The sequence below is a fragment of the Mesorhizobium sp. M0239 genome, assembly GCF_040321815.1.
Taxonomy (GTDB): Bacteria; Pseudomonadota; Alphaproteobacteria; order Rhizobiales; family Rhizobiaceae; genus Mesorhizobium.
This window is the reverse complement of record NZ_JAMYSG010000015.1, coordinates 46,495-64,071: the sequence shown is the minus strand read 5'-3', so window position 1 is coordinate 64,071 and position 17,577 is coordinate 46,495. Positions and strand designations below refer to the sequence as shown.

At 64.5% G+C, this 17,577-nt stretch carries 16 protein-coding genes; 9 read left to right on the top strand and 7 right to left on the bottom strand.

The window, feature by feature from the left end; genetic code table 11:
- From NKI99_RS17400 to NKI99_RS17390, 3 genes are all read left to right on the top strand, one after another.
- Window positions 1-1,758 (top strand): hydantoinase B/oxoprolinase family protein, encoded by a 1,758-nt coding sequence (locus tag NKI99_RS17400; protein WP_352611520.1) that lies wholly within the window; start codon window positions 1-3, stop codon window positions 1,756-1,758.
- A gap of 124 nt (window positions 1,759-1,882) precedes the next feature.
- A complete protein-coding gene (locus NKI99_RS17395; protein ID WP_352611519.1) occupies window positions 1,883-2,659 on the top strand; it encodes an ABC transporter substrate-binding protein in 777 nt (258 codons plus the stop codon).
- Between the two features lie 52 nt (window positions 2,660-2,711).
- Window positions 2,712-3,842: a glycine cleavage T C-terminal barrel domain-containing protein gene (locus tag NKI99_RS17390; RefSeq protein ID WP_031213091.1), complete on the top strand. Its 1,131-nt coding sequence runs from the start codon at window positions 2,712-2,714 to the stop codon at window positions 3,840-3,842.
- 88 nt (window positions 3,843-3,930) lie between these two features.
- On the opposite strand, the gene hpaR is transcribed toward NKI99_RS17390, so the two are convergent.
- Window positions 3,931-4,326: a homoprotocatechuate degradation operon regulator HpaR gene (hpaR, locus tag NKI99_RS17385; RefSeq protein ID WP_127276380.1), complete on the bottom strand. Its 396-nt coding sequence runs from the start codon at window positions 4,324-4,326 to the stop codon at window positions 3,931-3,933.
- A gap of 214 nt (window positions 4,327-4,540) precedes the next feature.
- Between hpaR and NKI99_RS17380 the strand changes: the two genes are divergently transcribed.
- The 5 genes from NKI99_RS17380 (at window position 4,541) to hpaH (ending at window position 9,449) form a co-directional block, all read left to right on the top strand.
- Window positions 4,541-4,927, top strand: a complete 387-nt coding sequence (locus NKI99_RS17380; RefSeq protein ID WP_023810846.1) for a 5-carboxymethyl-2-hydroxymuconate Delta-isomerase — start codon at window positions 4,541-4,543, stop codon at window positions 4,925-4,927.
- Between the two features lie 11 nt (window positions 4,928-4,938).
- Window positions 4,939-6,456: a 5-carboxymethyl-2-hydroxymuconate semialdehyde dehydrogenase gene (gene hpaE / locus NKI99_RS17375; protein WP_352611518.1), complete on the top strand. Its 1,518-nt coding sequence runs from the start codon at window positions 4,939-4,941 to the stop codon at window positions 6,454-6,456.
- 14 nt (window positions 6,457-6,470) lie between these two features.
- Window positions 6,471-7,451 carry a 3,4-dihydroxyphenylacetate 2,3-dioxygenase gene (gene hpaD / locus NKI99_RS17370; RefSeq protein ID WP_023810844.1) on the top strand — a complete coding sequence of 327 codons (981 nt, stop codon included), beginning with the start codon at window positions 6,471-6,473 and terminating at the stop codon, window positions 7,449-7,451.
- 322 nt (window positions 7,452-7,773) lie between these two features.
- Window positions 7,774-8,646, top strand: a complete 873-nt coding sequence (locus NKI99_RS17365; RefSeq protein ID WP_352611517.1) for a fumarylacetoacetate hydrolase family protein — start codon at window positions 7,774-7,776, stop codon at window positions 8,644-8,646.
- The gene (hpaH, locus tag NKI99_RS17360) at window positions 8,643-9,449 is read left to right on the top strand and encodes a 2-oxo-hept-4-ene-1,7-dioate hydratase (protein ID WP_023810842.1); all 807 of its coding nucleotides are present in this window, start codon (window positions 8,643-8,645) and stop codon (window positions 9,447-9,449) included. The genes NKI99_RS17365 and hpaH overlap by 4 nt, the downstream gene beginning before the upstream one ends.
- A gap of 30 nt (window positions 9,450-9,479) precedes the next feature.
- Here the strand turns inward: hpaH and NKI99_RS17355 are convergent, their stop codons facing one another.
- Genes NKI99_RS17355 through NKI99_RS17330 form a run of 6 tightly spaced genes read right to left on the bottom strand, consistent with a single transcriptional unit; the run spans window position 9,480 to window position 15,910 of the window.
- Window positions 9,480-10,502: a phosphotransferase enzyme family protein gene (locus NKI99_RS17355; protein WP_352611516.1), complete on the bottom strand. Its 1,023-nt coding sequence runs from the start codon at window positions 10,500-10,502 to the stop codon at window positions 9,480-9,482.
- Window positions 10,499-11,791 (bottom strand): aminotransferase class III-fold pyridoxal phosphate-dependent enzyme, encoded by a 1,293-nt coding sequence (locus NKI99_RS17350; protein WP_352611515.1) that lies wholly within the window; start codon window positions 11,789-11,791, stop codon window positions 10,499-10,501. The genes NKI99_RS17355 and NKI99_RS17350 overlap by 4 nt, the downstream gene beginning before the upstream one ends.
- 34 nt (window positions 11,792-11,825) lie before the next feature.
- Window positions 11,826-13,175: an aminotransferase class III-fold pyridoxal phosphate-dependent enzyme gene (locus tag NKI99_RS17345; RefSeq protein WP_352611514.1), complete on the bottom strand. Its 1,350-nt coding sequence runs from the start codon at window positions 13,173-13,175 to the stop codon at window positions 11,826-11,828.
- Between the two features lie 19 nt (window positions 13,176-13,194).
- Entirely contained in the window at window positions 13,195-13,863 is a 669-nt protein-coding gene (locus NKI99_RS17340) for an HAD family hydrolase (RefSeq protein ID WP_352611513.1), read from the bottom strand.
- Window positions 13,860-15,140, bottom strand: a complete 1,281-nt coding sequence (locus NKI99_RS17335; protein ID WP_128305119.1) for a Tm-1-like ATP-binding domain-containing protein — start codon at window positions 15,138-15,140, stop codon at window positions 13,860-13,862. Before NKI99_RS17335 ends, NKI99_RS17340 begins: the two co-directional genes overlap by 4 nt.
- The gene (locus NKI99_RS17330) at window positions 15,140-15,910 is read right to left on the bottom strand and encodes an IclR family transcriptional regulator (protein ID WP_352611512.1); all 771 of its coding nucleotides are present in this window, start codon (window positions 15,908-15,910) and stop codon (window positions 15,140-15,142) included. Before NKI99_RS17330 ends, NKI99_RS17335 begins: the two co-directional genes overlap by 1 nt.
- Window positions 15,911-16,083: 173 nt before the next feature.
- Here NKI99_RS17330 and NKI99_RS17325 point away from each other — a divergent pair, with 173 nt between their 5' ends.
- Complete coding sequence (locus NKI99_RS17325) at window positions 16,084-17,532, top strand: APC family permease (RefSeq protein WP_352611511.1); 1,449 nt, start codon at window positions 16,084-16,086, stop codon at window positions 17,530-17,532.
- Window positions 17,533-17,577: the final 45 nt, after the last annotated feature.

The following is a 17,577-nucleotide window of genomic DNA, read 5'->3' as shown; positions in this document are numbered from 1 at the left end:
ATGCCTGACATTGATACGGCAAAACTCGACGCCATCACCCTTTCGGTCCTCCAGGCGGCCCTGCAACAGGTCTGCGACGAGATGGACCTTACGTTCTCTCGCGCCGCTTTCTCGCCTGTCATCGCCGAAGCCAACGACCGCTCCGACGGCATCTATTCGGCTGTCGATGGTTCGCTGATCGCGCAGGGAAGCCAAGGCCTGCCGGTGTTCGTCGGCGTCATGCAATATTCGACCAGGACGGTGATCGAGATGATCGCCGACGGCCGCTGCCTGGCCCCGGAGCCGGGTGACATCTACATCGTCAACGACCCCTATCTCGGCGGCACCCATCTGATGGATGTACGCTTCGCCATGCCGGTCTACCGGGCCGGAAAAATCTTCTGCTGGCTGTCCAACACCGGCCACTGGCCAGACATTGGCGGCTCGGTGCCGGGTGGTTTTTCGGCCTCCGCGACCGCGGTCGAGCAGGAAGGCCTGCGACTGCCGCCCGTAAAACTGTTCAAGAAGGGCGTGCTCGATCCGGAAATCTACGCCATCATCTGCTCCAACATCCGCGTTGCCGACCAGCGCATCGGCGACATCAGGGCCCAGGCCGCCGCACTGCTGATCGGCCAGGACCGGCTTAACGGAATCCTGGATCGTTACGGTGACGAAACCGTTGTCGAGGCGATCGCCGAACTGCGCCGCCGCGCGGCCGAGCAGATGCGCGCCAACATCTCAGCCATTCCCGACGGCACTTACCACTCCAAGGCGTTTGTCGATTCCGACGGGGTGGTCAACGAGCCGCTGACCATTGCGCTCGCCGTCGAGAAAAAAGGCAATACGCTGACCTTCGATTTCACCGGCTCGTCCAAGCCGTGCGCCGGGCCGATGAACAGCGTGCTGGCGACGACTTTGTCCTCGGTCTATCTCGCCATGCGCCACATTTTCCCCGATGTGCCGATCAGCGCCGGCGCGTTCGAACCGCTTGAAGTCAAGCGGCCGGAAGGCACTTTCCTCGACGCCAGATATCCGCGACCGGTCTCGGGTTGCGCGGCCGAAGTGTCGCAGCGCATCGCCGAGGCGGTGTTCGCGGCGATGGTGCAGGCGCTGCCCGACAAGGTGACGGCGGCGCCCGCCGGCTCCAGCGGCAATTTCGCGCTCGGCGGCAATGACCCGGCGCGCGGCCGCGATTACGTCATGTACCAGATCTCCGGCGGCGGTTACGGCGGAAATTCAGGCCATGACGGGCTGACCAATGGCTGCTCGACCATCGGCATTTCCAAATCGCCGCCGGTCGAGATCATGGAACAGGCATTCCCGGTGCTTTACCGCCACTACGCCTTGCGTGAAGGCTCCGGCGGCGCAGGCAAGCATCGCGGCGGTTTCGGCCTCGCCTATGAGGTTGAAATCCTGCGCGGTGACGCCCGTGCTTCTTTCGTCATGGATCACGGCCGTTTCGGCCCGCAAGGCGCACTCGGCGGCAAGGACGGCGCGGTCAACATGGTGACCGTCTTCCGCAATGGCGAGGAACATGTGCCGCTGCACCTTTCGAAGGAGCAGGACATTGCGCTCAAGGCCGGCGACCGCGTGCGCGTCGGCACGCCGGGCGGCGGCGGCTACAGCGATCCGCTGCAGCGCGATCCGGATCTGGTGCTGCGCGACGTGGCGCTGGGGTACTACACATCAGAGGAAGCCACCGAAAAGTTTGGCGTTGTCCTCTCGGCCGGGGAGTTGGCCATCGACCGGACGGCGACCAACAAGCAGCGCGCCGGGTAACGCACCACCGATCGCCTGGACTGGATCGCCCCCCGCGCCGCGATCGCCGCAGCGCATGTCGTTTCCGTCTCCGCCACACGCCCGGAAGACCGTAGACTTCCCGCTTTCAACGGGGAACTCAAACATGCGTCTTTCCGGTCGTTTCGTGCTTGCCGCTTCCGTCGCCCTCACCCTTGCCACGGGCGCCGCCTCCGCCCAGGACAAAAAACTCAGGATCGGTACCGAGGGCGCCTATCCGCCCTTCAATTACGCCAGTGCCGACGGCACGCTGGGTGGCTTCGACATCGACTTGGGGAAGGCGCTGTGCGCCGAGATGAAGGCCGAGTGTGAGTTCAGCGTGCAGGATTTCGATGGTTCCATACCGGCGCTGCAGGCCGGCAAGTTCGACGCCATCATCAACATCACCATCACGCCCGAGCGGGCCGAGAAGGTCGAGTTCACCCACAAATACTACCAGACGCCGCCGGCCATCGCCGTACCGAAGGATTCGACCATATCAGGCACCTCGCCGGACGACCTGAAAGGCAAGGCGCTCGGCGTGCAGACCGCGACCATCCACCAGAAATTCGCCGAGCAGAAATATTCAGGCTCCACCGTCAAGGCCTATCCGACCGGCGACGACGCCCGCACCGACATGGCCAATGGCCGCCTCGACGCGATGATGGACGGCTCGATCATCTTGACCGAATGGCTGAAGAAGCCCGACGGCGCCTGTTGCAAGCTGCTCGGCACTCTGACGGCCGATCCGGCCATTCACGGCCCCGGCGTCGGCATCGCGCTGCAGAAGGGCAACAAGGAACTGGCCGACAAGCTCAATACGGCCATCGACGCGCTGCGCGCCAACGGAAAATACAAGGAAATCAACGACAAATATTTCTCGTTCGACGTCTACGGCGGCTGATCCTGACGCAATCACCTTCGGCAGCGCCGCCTGGCGCTGCCGTTTTTCTTGGATGATGGAGACTTCCTTGGCTGAGCGGCGTTCCCCTTTCTACAGCAGCATCGTCGGGCTGGGCGCGACCATGGGTCGTGTCGGGGGCGATTTCATCTCGGCCAAAACTTATTCCGACATTGCCGACGAGCACCTGAACACCCGCAAAAATGTCGGCGTGCAGGATCTCAGCACGATGGGCAAGATGGACGTCAAGGGGCCGGACGCCGAGGCGCTGGTCAACCATGTCATCGTCAATGACGCCGCCGCGATGAAGCCGGGGCAGGTGCGCTATTCCACCGTCTGTCGCGACGATGGCGGCATCATGGACGACCTCACCGTGTTTCGGTTGGGCCCGGAGCACTTCATGCTGGTGACCGGCTCGGTCAACCGCCTGAAGATGCTGCCCTGGCTGCATCATCACGCCCAGGGCCGCAAGGCCTATGTCACCGACATCACGGCGGCCATCGCCTTCCCGACCATCCAGGGCCCGCGCTCGCGCGAACTGCTGAAAGCGTTGATTGCGGATGCCGATCTGGATGGACTGAAGCGCTGGTCGTTCACGTCGGGCCATATCAACGGCACGCGGGTGCTGATCTCGCGCACCGGCGTGACCGGCGAACTCGGCTTCGAATTGTTCGTGCCGGCCGACGAGGCGGCCTCGCTCTGGGACGCGCTGATGCGCACCGGCCGTGACTTTGGCCTGAAACCCTATGGCGTGCTGGCGATGTTCACGCTGGGCCTGGAAAAGGCCTACCCGGCGCACGGCATCGACATGGACGAGAGCCGCACCCCGTTCCATGTCGGCCTCGACCGCTGGATCAAGTTCGACAAGGGCGATTTCGTCGGCCGCGAGGCGCTTCTCAAGGTCCGCGACACCGGCCTCGACGAACAATGGGTCGGACTGATCCTCGACGGCGACAAGCCGGCCGCGACCGATGCCAAGGTTCTGGCCGATGGCGAGGACGCCGGCATCGTCACCTACAGCGACCACGGCTATTCCCTCGGCAAGGTGCTGGCCACCGCGCATCTGCGGCTGCCCTTCACGGCTGTCGGCACCGAATTGAACATTGATATCGGTGGTCAGCCGACGCGTGCGGTCGTGGCGCCGATACCGTTCTTCGATCCGGAAGGTGTGAGGTTGCGAGGTTAGCTGACCCCCATCGGGTGTTTCGGCCTGTCCAAGGTATGCGGTCCGTCAACCCGAGCGACCGTCGAAACTTCTGCGGTAGCCGGAACGATCAGCTTTCGCCATCGATCAGCGTCTCCAGCAAATCGAGCAACTGCTCGAGCTTTTCGTGGCCGAAGCGCTGTTCGATGTCGTCATAAATGACACGACGCTCGGGCGACAGGGCGTCGATCAAGGCGGAACCCGCGGGCGCAATGGTTAGAACGACGCGGCGGCCGTCGCCTTCGGCCTTGTTGCGGGTGATGAATTTGCGTCCCTCGAGCGCCTTGATGATGCGCGTCAGGCTGGGCGGCAAAACCGAGGCGCGGTCGGCGAGTTCCGTCGCCTCGACCGGGCCGGCTTCGCTCAGCACGCGCAGCACGCGCCATTGCTGTTCGGTCACGTCATGCGCGGCAAGCATCGGCCGAAACCGCGCCATCACCGCTTCGCGGGCATGAAGCAGCGCCATCGGCAGAGAACGACGGGTATTTTCCGGCAGCAAGAAAAGAGCCTCCCACGCTTGCGATCGAAACAGGCCTCCCTCGGCCGAATCCGCCTGCCAGGGCCCGTTCCCGCCATCCCGTATCGTTGCGCCAAGCCCGATGCAAGGCTTGACTTCGCGCATGCTGCATGTAATTAACGCGTTAACTACAACAAGGCAATAACCTAGGGAACGAAACGCCGTGCCTCACTTCTCCATCGAGTATTCGGCCAATCTCGATGCCAAGGTCGATATGGGCGAACTGTGCGCTCTGGTGTTGCGCACAGTGCTGGACACCGGGCTGTTCGAAACCGGCGCCGTGCGGGTGCGGGCGTTTCGCGCCGAGGCCTACGCGATGGCCGACAGGCTGCCGGAAAACGCCTTTCTCGACATGTCGTTTCGCATCGGCACCGGCCGCAGCGCCGACGACAAGAAGCGGACTGGCGAGGCTGTCTTCGCGGCGGTGAGCGAATACCTTGGCACGCTGTTCGAGACCCCGCATTTCGCCCTGTCGCTCGAAATCCGGGAAATCGACCCGGTGCTCAGCTGGAAGAGAAACGCAATCCACCCGCGACTGCGCGGCAAGTGACGGAACCCGACATGTCCGACCTGCAAGGCAATCTGAACAAGGCCGAGGCCTATCTGGCCCGCTTCAAGCGCGATGGCGTGTTGAACCAGATCGGCGGCGAGGCGGTGCCGGCGCTCGACGGCACGACGTTCGAAACGCTGTCGCCGGTCGACCTGAAGCCGCTGGCAAGCGTCGCGCGCGGCGGGGCTGCCGACATCGACCGCGCCGCCAGGGCGGCGAAGGCGGCTTTCCCGGCCTGGGCCGCCATGCCTGGCGAGGCACGCAAGAAGCTGCTGCACAGAATCGCCGACGCGATCGAGGCGCGTGCCGAGGAGATCGCCTTCGTCGAATGCATGGATACCGGCCAGGCGCTGAAGTTCATGGCCAAGGCGGCGTTGCGGGGTGCCGAGAATTTCCGCTTCTTCGCCGACCGTGCGCCCGAAGCGCGCGACGGCGAGACGCTGCGGACCACGGGCCAGGTCAACCTCACCACGCGGGTGCCAATCGGCCCGGTAGGCATCATCACGCCGTGGAACACGCCGTTCATGCTGTCGACCTGGAAGATCGCGCCAGCGCTGGCGGCTGGCTGCACGGTGGTTCATAAACCGGCTGAATTTTCGCCGCTGACCGCCCGCCTGCTGGTCGAGATTGCCGAGGAGGCCGGCCTGCCGAAAGGCGTGTGGAATCTCGTCAACGGTTTTGGCGAGGACGCCGGCAAGGCGCTGACCGAGCACCCTGCCATCAAGGCGATCGGCTTCGTCGGCGAGAGCCGTACCGGCTCGATGATCATGCGCCAAGGCGCCGACACGCTGAAGCGCGTGCATTTCGAGCTTGGCGGCAAGAACCCGGTGATCGTCTTTGCCGACGCCGATCTCGAACGCGCCGCCGACGCCGCCGTATTCATGATCTATTCGCTGAATGGCGAACGCTGCACCTCGTCGTCGCGACTGCTGGTCGAAGCCTCGATCTATGAGAGCTTCACCGCCAGAATCGCGGAGAGGGCGAGGCGCATCGTCGTCGGCCACCCGCTCGATCCGAAAACGGTGGTTGGGCCGCTGATCCATCCGGTGCATGAAAAGAAGGTTTTGTCCTATATCGACATCGGCAAATCGGAGGGTGCGACGCTCGCGGCCGGCGGCGGCAAGGTCGATGGGCCGGGCGGTGGCTGCTATGTCGGCCCGACCCTGTTCACCAACGTCACCAACCGCATGCGCATCGCGCAGGAGGAGATCTTTGGGCCGGTGCTGAGCGCCATTCCGTTCGCCGACGAGACGGAAGCGCTGGCTCTGGCCAACGACACGCAATACGGCCTGACCGGCTATCTCTGGACCTCGGACGTCACCCGAGCGTTTCGCTTCACCGATGCGCTCGATGCCGGCATGATCTGGGTCAATTCCGAGAATGTGCGCCATTTGCCGACACCGTTCGGCGGCGTCAAGAATTCCGGCATCGGCCGCGACGGCGGCGACCATTCCTTCGACTTCTACATGGAGACGAAGAACGTAGCCTTCGCGACGACCGCGCACGCGATCCAGAAACTCGGCGGCTGACCGGAGGAAATCAGATGCCCTTGCCCAAGCCCAATCTCTATCCCGCCTTCAACATCGTGCGCCTCAGCCATGTCGAGCTGGCCGTCACCGACCTCGCCAAATCCCGTGCGTTCTATGTCGATACGCTCGGCCTCCAGGTCACCGACGAGACTTCGGACACCATCTATCTCAGGGCGCTGGAGGAGCGCGGGCACCATTGTATCGTGCTGAAGAAGGGGGCCACGGCCGAAGCCCGCGACCTCGGCTTCAAGGTCTTCTCGGACGAGGATCTCGACAAAGCGGTGCATTTCTTCAAGGGAAAAGGCCTGCCGGTGAAATGGGTCGAGCGACCCTACCAGTCGCGAACCTTCCGCACCCGCGATCCGCACGGCATTCCGCTCGAATTCTACGCTGAGATGGAGCGGCTGCCGCCGATCCACCAGAAATACGCGCTGTACAAGGGCGTGAAGCCGCTGCGCATCGACCACTTCAACTGCTTCTCGCCCAATGTCGACGAGTCCGTCGCCTTCTACAACGAGCTCGGCTTCCGGGTGACCGAGTATACCGAGGACGCCAGCAGCGGAAGACTGTGGGCGGCGTGGACGCACCGCAAGGGCGGCGTGCACGACATCGCCTTCACCAACGGCATCGGCCCGCGCCTGCACCACGTCGCCTTCTGGGTGCCGACGCCGCTCAACATCATCGACCTGCTCGATCTGATGGCAACGACGGGCTATTTGCCGAACATCGAACGCGGCCCCGGCCGGCACGGCATTTCCAATGCCTTCTTCCTCTATGTCAGAGACCCGGACAACCACCGCATCGAGATCTACTGTTCGGACTACCAGACGGTCGATCCGGACCTCGAGCCGATCAAATGGGACCTCAAGGACCCGCAGCGCCAGACGCTGTGGGGCGCGCCGGCGCCGAAAAGCTGGTTCGAGGAGGGTAGTGTATTTGCCGGAGCTGCGGTGCGCCAGCCGGATTTGGCGGCTTCGCCGATCATTGCGCCTTAGTGGATTTGGAGATGTCTGCGTTCCTTGGCGCCCCCCTCTGTCCTGCCGGACCCGGCCCTTCGCTGCCGCTTCGGGCGTTCGTCGTCCGGAAAGCCAAGCAATTGGCTTCCCGTCCGCTACGCGGATCACTCCTCACCCCCCTCAAGGGGGGAGATTGGCTGGCCTCGCGGCCCGGGCCCTTCTCGCAACGCTGGAAATTGGCGAAGGCAGAGACGATATCCAATCTCCCCCCAAGAGGGGGAGATGTCCGGCAGGACAGAGGGGGGCGCCGTAGAGCTCCAACCTTGCCCGCAATCAACATCACCAAAGCCGGAGCCGCAGCATGAACCCCGCACGGCTCGCCACCTTCACCGCCGGCGGCAAGGCGCGCTATGGCGCGATCACGAGCAAGGGCGTCATCAACCTGTCGGCGCGCCACAGACAGTGGCCGACGCTGCGCGAAGTGATCGAGGCCGGCGCCTTGCGGCGGCTGGCGGAAGAGGCCGAGGCCTTCGCCCCGGACTTCCCGCTCGACGCCATCGCCTATGAAATCCCGATCCTATCGCCGGAAAAGATCATCTGCGTTGGCGTCAACTATCCCGACCGCAACGAGGAGTACAAGGACGGCCAGGCGGCGCCCGCGAATCCGTCGCTGTTCATCCGCTTTCCCCGCTCCTTCGTCGGCCATGGCGCGCCGCTGGTGCGGCCGCCGGAATCACCGCAACTCGACTATGAGGGCGAAATCGTCATCGTCATCGGCAAGGGCGGGCGCCGCATCGCGGAGGCCGATGCGCTCGGCCACATCGCGGCGCTGTCGCTGTGCAACGAGGGCACCATCCGCGACTGGGTGCGGCACGCCAAGTTCAACGTCACGCAAGGCAAGAATTTCGACCGCAGCGGCTCGATCGGCCCGTGGCTGGTACCGTTCACCGACGAGGCGCAGATCGCCGACATCGCGCTGACCACCCGCGTCAATGGCGAGCTGCGCCAGCAGGACCGCACCAGCCGGATGATCTTCTCGTTTCGCAAGATTATCGCCTATGTCTCGACCTTCACCACACTGGTGCCGGGCGATATCATCGTCACCGGCACGCCGACGGGTGCCGGCGCCCGCTTCGATCCGCCGATCTGGCTGAAGCCCGGCGATGTGATCGAGGTGGAGGCCGATGGCATCGGCGTGCTCAGAAACGGTGTCGTCGACGAGGCAGCGCAATGACCCCGGAGCAAGTGGAAGACGCCGCGGCACGGCTGTTCGAGGCCGAGCGGTCGCGCCGCCAGATCCGTCTGCTCAGCCTCGATTTTCCCGATGCGACGATGGAGGACGCCTACCGCGTGCAAGCGGCGCTGGTGACGCGCAAGATCGATGCCGGGCTGAAGCCGAAGGGCTGGAAGATCGGGCTGACATCGAAGGCAATGCAGTACGCGCTTGCCATCGACACGCCGGATTCGGGCGTGCTGTTCGACGACATGTTCTTCAATGACGGCGCGACGGTGCCGGCCGGCCGCTTCATCCAGCCTCGCGTCGAGGCCGAGATCGCCTTCGTCATGAAGGCGCCGCTGAAAGGCCCCGGCGTGACCATCTCCGATGTGCTCAACGCCACCGACTACATCACCCCGTCGCTGGAAATCCTCGACACGCGCATCGAACGCATCAATGCCGAGACGAAGAAGGCACGCACCTTCTTCGACACGATTTCCGACAATGCCGCCAATGCCGGCATCGTCATCGGCGGCCGGCCGCAGCGGCCTGATGAGGCCGACATGCGCTGGATCGGCGCCATCGTTTCGCGCAATGCCGAGGTCGAGGAAACCGGGCTCGGCGCCGGCGTGCTCAACCATCCGGCGATGGGCATTGCCTGGCTGGCCGACAGGCTCGCCCGCTACGGCATGTCGATCGCGGCCGGCGAGGTGGTGCTGTCAGGCTCTTTCGTGCGCCCGGTCGAGGCGCGGCCCGGCGACACAATCGTCGCCGATTTCGGCAGTTCGGGCACGGTCAGCATTCACTTCGCGAAGGGCTGACGGTTCCGCCGCCAACCCGCACGGCAGCCTCTATTCGCCACGCAGATAGGCAACCACCACATCGGCTGCGATGGCCGACATGCGCATGCCGACATCCCTGGTGATGTCGCCTTCGACGCGGCTCTGCACCCAGCCAAGAAAGGCGAAGGCGCGCAGAGCCGAAAACAGCGGCAGCGCGGCGATGTCGCGCGCCGTCAGCTCCCGCTCCTGCCGATAGCCGTCGAGCAGAGCGGCCTCGATCAGCGGATAGATCGCCTCCTCGCGGTTCTGGTACAGCGCGACGGCAAGGTCGTACATGTGCCAGCCATGGCCGCAATCGTCGAAGTCGATGATGCGGATCGCGCCGTCATGGACGAGCACATTCTCGCGCACCAGGTCGGCGTGGATGATGCCGAAGTTCCGGGTGCTGCGTTCATGCTCCGACAGCGCCTTCACGGCCTTTCCCCGCGCCTGGAAAACCAGCTCGCGACGAGGGCCGTCGAGGAAGGGCGAGGTCTCGAAACGGCCCCAAATCGGGTTCGCACCGAAGAAGCCGTCGAAATCCCAGGCATGGCGGGCAAAGCCGGCGGGCGGCGTCCAGGCAGACGTGACATTGTGCATGTGGGCGATGGTTCGGCCCATCGCGGTAAAGACCTGTCTTGCCTGCTCGGGCGTAAAATCCAGCGGCACGCCTCGCGCGCCGACGGCGCGGCCTTCCAGCCAGCTCAAGCAATCGACTTGACGGGGTTGCACTGAGGCGTTGGCGCTGACAAGCACGAACAGATCGCCGGCCGGCGTGGCGACCGGCGAGGGTGTGGCGATGCCGGCCGATTGCAGAAAGCCCATCCATTGCAGTTCCGAGCGCAGGGCGGCGTCCGTGTGATAGCCAAGCCGATGAATGCGCATGGCGGCCGGCTGGCCTGTTGGCAAGATGACGCGAAACACCGCGTTCTCGCGGAATTTCAGCAGCTCCGGCTCACCCTCACGAATGCCCCAATGTTCGAGCGCGCGCTTGGCAAGCTCGGTGACATCGGCTGCCGTCTCGGGCTCGGATTGCGTGGAAACAGCGTTCACGCCTTCACTCCGCCGACTTCACCCAGCACCTGGTCGAGGACGCCGATCAGGACGTCGGCATTGTCGCGCGAGAACGGCATTGGCGGGCGGATCTTCAGCACATTGCCGTGGATGCCGGTCTTGCCCATCAGCACGCCGCGGTGGCGCATGCGGTTGGCGACCTGCTCGGCAATGTCGGGCGCCGGCTCGCGCGTCTCGCGGTCGTGAACCAGTTCGGCGCCGAAGAACAGGCCGGCGCCCCTGACCTCGCCGATGCATTCATGGCGCTCGGCCAGCGGGCGCAGCAGACCGAGCGCATAGGCGCCGACATCGCGTGCGTTGGCGACGAGATCTTCCTGCTCGATGACGTCGAGGACGGCATTGGCCACCGCGCAGGAAACCGGATTGCCGCCAAAGGTGTTGAAGTAACGGAAAGCGTTGCGGAAGGTCGCCAGGATCTCCCCAGTGGTGACCACGGCGGCGACCGGATGGCCGTTGCCCATCGGCTTGCCCATGGTGACGATGTCGGGAACGAAGCCGGCGCGCTGGTGGCCCCAGAAATGGCTGCCGGTTCGGCCGAAACCGGGCTGCACCTCGTCGGCGACGACCAGCCCTCCGGCGTCGCGCACCGCGCGCATGGCATCGTCGAAGAAGCCGCTGGGTAGCGTTGGAAAGCCTTCATTGGCGAGCAGCGGGCAGAGGATGATGCCGGACAGGCCGATGCCGTCCTCTTCCAGCGAGGCGATGGCTTCGCGCACCGCGTCGCCAAAGGCTTTGCCGTTGGCCATCGCATCCGGATGGCGATAGCTGTCGGGCGCCGGCACCAGCCTGACGTTGCGGGCGCGGTCGCCGACCGGCGGCATGCGGGTGCTGAGCTGCGAAACCGCCGTGGTGTTGCCATGGTAGGTGGCGTCGGTGGCGATGATGCCCATGCGGCCGGTGGCGGCCTGCGCCATGCGCAGCGCGATGTCGTTGGCCTCACTGCCGGTGCAGGTCAGGATGGCTGTGGACAGGCTGGCATCGAAGGTCGCGGTCAGCCGCTCGACATAATCGAGGATGGCGGTGTGCAGATAGCGTGTGTGGGTGTTGAGCAGGCTTGCCTGCCGGCACAAGGCCTCGACCACATGCGGGTGGCAGTGGCCGACATGCGCGACATTGTTGTAGGCGTCCAGATATTTGCGGCCGTCGGCTTCGTAGAGCCAGACGCCCTCGCCGCGCACCAGATGCACGGGCTCGTCATAGAACAATTGCGATTTCGCGCCAAGCAGGCGGGAACGCCGGCTAACCAGTGCTTCTTGCGATTGACTCATTGCGTCTCGAAACTCCGTTGTGTCCAGCTAATCGTCAGACCTTCGACAGGCCGGCATCCAGCGCCTCACCGATCTTCGTCACGTCGGCGGCGGTGATGATGAGCGGCGGCGACAGGATGATGGCGTTGCCCGACACGCGCAGCATGACGCCGGCCTCATAGGCGGCCTCCGAAACCACGGCCATGGTCTTCTTGTCGGCCGGCTTTTTCGTCGTGCGGTCCGAGACCAACTCCAGCGCCGCCATCAAGCCCTTGTACCTGACATCGCCGACGATCGCATGCCTGGCCTTCAGCCCCTCCAGCGCGGCCGCGAGTTCGACGCCCCGTGCCGCCGCGTTCTCGTTCAGGCGAAGCCGTTTGGTCTCGGCAAGCGCCGCCAGACCCGCCGCGCAGCCGACCGGGTGGCCGGAATAGGTATAGCCGTGGCCGATCGCACCAAAACTGGTCTTGTCGGCCTCGAAGACATCGGCGACTTTTCCGCCGATCAAGGTCGCGCCGAGCGGGAAATAACCTGACGTGATCGCCTTGGCGATGGTCATGAAGTCCGGCTTCACGCCGGACAGACGCGAACCCGACCATGCGCCGGTGCGGCCGAAGCCCGTCACCACCTCGTCGGCGATCAGCAGGATCTCGTGGCGGTCGCAGATTTCGCGCACCAGCGGCATGAAGCTCTCATGCGGAACGATGACGCCGCCGGCGCCGAGAACCGGCTCCATGATGAAAGCGGCGATGGTGTCGCCGCCCTGGAAGGCGATCTCGTCCTCCAGCGCCTTGGCGCAGAGCCTCGCCAACCGCGCGGGATCGGTCTCGTCGAATGGATTGCGGAAGGTCCAGGGTGCGGGAATGTGGAAGACGCCGGGCAGCAGCGGCTCGTAGTTGCGACGGAAATTGGCGTTGCCGTTAACCGACGCGCCGCCGAAATGCGTGCCGTGGTAGCCTTTCTTCAGCGCCAGGAACTTGGTGCGGTCGGCCTGGCCGCGGATCTTCCAATATTGCCTGGCCAGTCGCAGTGCCGTTTCGACCGAATCCGAGCCGCCCGAGGTGAAGAAGGTCCGCACCATGCCTTCAGGCTCGAACCATTCGCAGAGTTCGTAGGCGAGTTCGATCGACGGTCCAGTCGAGGTGCCGCGAAAACCGGAATAATAGGGCAGCGCGCCAAGCTGGTCGGCGATCGCCTTCTTGATCGGGGCGCAGCTGTAGCCGAGATTGACGTTCCACAGGCCGCCGACGGCATCGAGCACGGTGTTGCCGGCGATGTCGGTGACCATCACGCCCTCGCCCTTCATGATCACCTTTGGCGGGTTGGCCCGCATCTCGGCCGGATGCGCCATTGGGTGCCAGATCGGCTTGGCGTTGGTCTCGGTGAGGAAATTGATGTCGCGCATGAAAGGGCTCCGCAAAATCTCAGGCTGCTGAAACGAGGTCGAAATGGCCGAGTGCTTCGGCATAGGATTGGGCCGGGTGAGCGACGTCGAAATGAACCGTGCGCATGCCGGCGGCACAGCCGCCATCGACATTGCGCCGCTGGTCGTCGACGAAGACGCAGGCGCCGGCCGGCAGGCCGAGCGCCTCGGTGACGAAGGCATAGGCGCGCGGATCGGGCTTGAGGATGCCGGTGTAGGTGGCGTCGGTGATCACATCGAAGAAGCCGAGCAACGGCAGCCGCTGGCGGAAGTCGGCCCCGTAGAACAGGTCGAGTTCATTGGACAGGATGGCCAGTCGAAAGCCGGCCGCATGCACCGTGCGAATGGCGCTGTCAGCTTCGGGCCGCACCACCTTTTCCGGCTCCGCGCCACGCGCGCGCCGGACGAAGGTTTCCATCGCCTGCCAGTCCTCGCCGATGAGCTGACCGACCTCACTGGTGCGGGAGCGCCAGTAGTCGCGCTCGCTGATCTCGTCGGCTTGCATCGCGCGCCACAGCGGATCGCTGTCAGGATCGAACGGCCCGCGCCATTGCAGCGTTCCAGGCGCAAGGCCGAGCGCCTGTTCGGTCAAAGCATGCGTTTCGAACAGGGTCCGCGTAACGACGCCGCCGAAATCAAGGACAAGCGCCTGGGCGGGAACAGCACTCACGCTGCCACTCCCTTGGCCGGCTTGCCGCGCGGGACGATGCCTTCCTCGACCCAGCGGTCGAAGATCTCGAGCGCCTTGCCGACGAAGTCGTCGCTGTTGATGTGAGCGTCGATCTCGTGGAACTCGACCCCGGCGGGAATAGCCCGACGCATTTCATCGGCGAAGGCCGCGAGAGCCTCGGGTTCATAGAGCGGCTCACCCTGCACGTCCCATTCCTGGATGCCTCCGGTTGGCAGGATGAAGGCGGAGCGGCCTTTCGCGGCACCGAGCTTGGCGGCGATGGTCCTGGCGACCTGGCGGCGATCGTCGGCATCGACGGTGACCGAAGCGATCAGCCTGTTGTGGGCATGAAACGGCCGCGTCGAGAATTTAGCCGGCAAATCCTGCCAGGTCGGCAGATCGACCATGTCGACCGCCCCGGGGGCGGCGATCTGCGGAGTGCCGCGAGCGCCGGCATTCTCCAGCCGGTCGGTGCCGGAACTGACGACGGATCCCGCGAGATGATTGGTGATTTCCTGCAGGCTGAAGTCGAAGACCGCGCAGAAATGATCTTGGCCGGCGATCGATTCGAAGGCGCGGCCGCCCATTCCGGTGGTGTGGAAGACGGCAACGTCATAGCCGCGCCGTTCCAGGGCCGGCTTCAGCGTCTTCATGTAGCGCAGGCAGCTGCTGCCGAGCGAGGTCATGCCGATGGTCGGCCCCGGTGCCTGCGCCGACACGCGAGACGCCAGTACGATTTTAGCCGCGCCGACGACCGCACCGCAGGCCTGCGACAGGACCAGCCTGCAGATGTTGTTGAGGCCGTACAGTCCGCCCGCCCAGAGGATCATCATCAGGTCGGGGGCGACGCGCTCGGGCGGGATGAGATGCGAATAGGCGATGGTCGAGACGACGAATTTCGGCACGCCGAGCGGCAGGCAAAGCGCCACGTCGAGCGCCAGATCGGTTCCCATGGAGCCGCCTATGGCAATGAACGCGTCGATCTCGCCACTTTGATGGAGCTTGCGCACCAGCTGCACGGCGCCGCCGGCCATCAGCGTCATGGCGGTGTTTTCATCACCGCTCGAAACGATCTCGGCGATCGTCACATCTACAGCCCGGGCCACGGCGTGCTTGTCGTGGTCCGGGCTGTAGGGCGGGTCGCCCAGCACGCTGACATCCATCATCACGGCGCTGCCGCCCGACGCCTCGATGCACTGTTTCATGAACAGCAGCTCTTCGGCCTTTGTGTCGCCGGTGCCGATGACCAGGATGCGGGGCGCTGTCTCCGAGGGCATCAGGCCTGCCTCCTCAAGATTTGCAGGTTTTCGCCGTTGAGGCGCATGGAAATCTCCCGTGCCGCCTCCCTCACGGCAAGTCCCCGTTCGGCGATCGCGGCTGCCGTCGTTCTGGCCTTTGGCGCCGCTACCGCGATGGTGCCGAGCGCAAAGCCATCCGCCCCGCGGATTGCCGCCGCGACGCTGATCACACCTTCCTCATAGCCCTGGTCGCAGATCGAATAGCCGCGCTCGCGCGCCTCGCCCGTGGATCTGGAGATGGCGGCCGGCTCGATCAGCGTATGGGCCGTGAAAGCGTCGAGCGAACCCGTCAGGCACGCCTTGACGGTCTCGTCGCGGGCGAAGGCCAGATAGGCGATGCCCGACGCGGTCGAATGCAGGGGCAGCAACTGACCGATGTCGATGTTGACCCGGTTCGCCCATGCCGGATGCTCGACATGGACGGTGACCAGCCTGTCGACGCCGAATTCCGACAAATGCACGGTCTCGGCCGTCGATGCCGCCAGATCCCGCACCAGCGGAACAGCTGTCTGCAGGAAGGGAAAGCGCGCCTCGCGGATGCGAGCCAGCCGCGACAGGCCGGCGCCGAGGCGATAGTGCCGCGTGCCCGCATCCTGCTCGACGAAACCATGGCCGGCCAGCGCAACCAGCAGCCGCCTTGTCGTCGCCTTGTCGAAGCCCGAGCGGCGCGCCAGATCGGACAGGCCGAGCTCGGGCTCGTCGACGCTGAACAGCTCCAGAAGCGAGATCGCTTTTCCGACCGTACTCAAATTTGCCTCCCGGTTCGGGACAATCATTTAACGTGTGAATTAACTTGACAGGCATCAGCATTGTTTGCAAGTCTATATTCAAAATAACAGTTCAAATAATGAACCGACCACCAGAGTGCATGGGACAGGCCATTCGGCCGGCGAGCCTGAGGGTTTGCAAACAGGAGGGATCAATGACAGCAGTTGCAGAACAGGCGCCGGCCAACAGGCTGCGCAAGAACAGTCTTGGCGTCGGCGCCATCACCTTCATGGTGATTTCGGCGGCCGCCCCGCTCACGGCAGTCGCCGGCGGCACGCCGCTCGGCATGCTGATGGGCAATGGCGCCGGCTTTGCCGGCACCTATCTGATCGTGACGGTGCTGCTGCTTTTGTTCGCGGTCGGCTATGTCGCCATGTCACGCCATGTCGGCAATGCCGGCGCCTTCTATGCCTATGCCGCGCGCGGCCTCGGCAGCATGGCCGGCGGCGCCACGGCGCTGATCGCCATCCTGTCCTACAATGCCATGCAGATCGGGGTCATGGGCCTGCTCGGTGCCGCGACATCAGGCCTGTTCGCCGGCTGGGGCATCAATTTGCCCTGGTGGGTGTGGAGCTTCATCGCCATCGCGCTGGTCGCCGTGCTCGGCTATCGGCAGGTCGACCTCTCCGCCAAGATCCTGACGGTGCTGGTGCTGTGCGAATATCTTGTGGTGCTGGTCCTCGACATCGCCATCCTCAAGACCGGCGGCGACAGCGGCCTGTCGGCGGCGCCATTCAGCTGGAGCCAGATCGTCAGCGGCTCGCCGGCCATCGCAATCCTGTTCTGCTTTGCCGCCTTCATCGGTTTCGAGGCGACGACGATCTATGCCGAGGAAGCCCGCGATCCAAAGGTCACCATTCCGCGCGCCACCTATTTTTCGGTCGTGCTGATCGGTGTCTTCTACATGCTCACGGCATGGCTGATGGCGGTCGGCGCCGGTGTCGACAAGCTGCTGCCGACGCTGCAAGGGCTGCAGGATCCGACGACCTTCCTGTTCGGCCTGTCGGATCGTTACGCCGGCACGATGCTGTCGCAGGCGATGAGCATCCTGTTCGTGTCGAGCCTGTTTGCCGGCGTGCTGGCGTTCCACAATGCGGTTGCGCGCTATATCTATGTCTCGGGCCGCGAAAAACTGTTGCCGCAGACGGTCGGCGTGACGCATGCGGTGCACCAGAGCCCGCATGTCGCTTCCATCATCCAGAGCGTGCTCGCCGCGGTCGTCGTCGGCCTCTTCGCCGTGCTCGGCCTCGATCCGGTGCTGGCGCTGTTTTCGTGGCTGACCAATGTCGCGACGCTCGGCGTCATCGTCATGATGGCGGTGGCCTCGCTTGCCGTGGTGATGTTCTTCCGCGCCAATCCATCGACGCAGGAGAACGCGATGAAGACCACCATCCTGCCCGGGCTGACCTTCATCGCCTTCGTCATCATCATCTACCTGATCGTCATCAATTTCGGCAGCCTGTCCGGGGCCGGCGGTTTTCTCGGTGTGTTCCTGCCGGGGCTGGTGCTGATCGCCGCGATCGTCGGCCTGCTGCTGGCCAGCGCGCTGAAGAGCCGCGATCCCATAGCCTTCGAAACCCTCGGCCAGCCGTTGAAAGATTGAGAAAAGCAAAGGGGCGGCGTGCCACGCCGCCCCTTACACCAAGGG

What these genes read in the sequence shown, in the direction of transcription:
- hpaR (WP_127276380.1), bottom strand. Translation starts at nt 4,326, where the DNA reads ATGGCGCTGCTTCATGCCCGCGAAGCGGTGATGGCGCGGTTTCGGCCG.
- NKI99_RS17395 (WP_352611519.1), top strand. Translation starts at nt 1,883, where the DNA reads ATGCGTCTTTCCGGTCGTTTCGTGCTTGCCGCTTCCGTCGCCCTCACC.
- NKI99_RS17335 (WP_128305119.1), bottom strand. Translation starts at nt 15,140, where the DNA reads ATGCCCTCGGAGACAGCGCCCCGCATCCTGGTCATCGGCACCGGCGAC.
- NKI99_RS17325 (WP_352611511.1), top strand. Translation starts at nt 16,084, where the DNA reads ATGACAGCAGTTGCAGAACAGGCGCCGGCCAACAGGCTGCGCAAGAAC.
- NKI99_RS17400 (WP_352611520.1), top strand. Translation starts at nt 1, where the DNA reads ATGCCTGACATTGATACGGCAAAACTCGACGCCATCACCCTTTCGGTC.
- hpaH (WP_023810842.1), top strand. Translation starts at nt 8,643, where the DNA reads ATGACCCCGGAGCAAGTGGAAGACGCCGCGGCACGGCTGTTCGAGGCC.
- NKI99_RS17350 (WP_352611515.1), bottom strand. Translation starts at nt 11,791, where the DNA reads ATGAGTCAATCGCAAGAAGCACTGGTTAGCCGGCGTTCCCGCCTGCTT.
- NKI99_RS17345 (WP_352611514.1), bottom strand. Translation starts at nt 13,175, where the DNA reads ATGCGCGACATCAATTTCCTCACCGAGACCAACGCCAAGCCGATCTGG.
- NKI99_RS17365 (WP_352611517.1), top strand. Translation starts at nt 7,774, where the DNA reads ATGAACCCCGCACGGCTCGCCACCTTCACCGCCGGCGGCAAGGCGCGC.
- NKI99_RS17390 (WP_031213091.1), top strand. Translation starts at nt 2,712, where the DNA reads ATGATGGAGACTTCCTTGGCTGAGCGGCGTTCCCCTTTCTACAGCAGC.
- hpaE (WP_352611518.1), top strand. Translation starts at nt 4,939, where the DNA reads ATGTCCGACCTGCAAGGCAATCTGAACAAGGCCGAGGCCTATCTGGCC.
- hpaD (WP_023810844.1), top strand. Translation starts at nt 6,471, where the DNA reads ATGCCCTTGCCCAAGCCCAATCTCTATCCCGCCTTCAACATCGTGCGC.